Annotated in this window: 1 protein-coding gene; it reads right to left on the minus strand. The window is 73.0% G+C overall.

The window, feature by feature from the left end:
• A partial coding sequence (locus AX709_RS19425; protein WP_331709707.1) for a helix-turn-helix domain-containing protein occupies positions 1–187 on the minus strand: 187 nt, incomplete at its 3' end.
• Positions 188–211: the final 24 nt, after the last annotated feature.

Here is a 211-nt window from a genome sequence, read left to right on the forward strand (position 1 = left end):
GCGCCCGGTGCTCGCGCAACACGCGCTGCACGGTCGAGCGCGACACGCGGAACAGGGTGGCGAGTTGGGCGGGGGAGCCCTGGCCGGACTCGGCCTTGGCGATGATCTCGGCGCGCCAAGGGACGCTGCGAGCATTGCCGTCGCCCGCATGGGCGCGATGTGCTGCACCTCGGCGATGGGGTCTGATGGGACGAGGACGTGGGCCGCTGGC

Origin of the sequence: Sphingomonas sp. CCH15-F11 (assembly GCF_001557005.1) — a bacterium.
Classification (GTDB): Bacteria; Pseudomonadota; Alphaproteobacteria; order Sphingomonadales; family Sphingomonadaceae; genus Sphingomonas.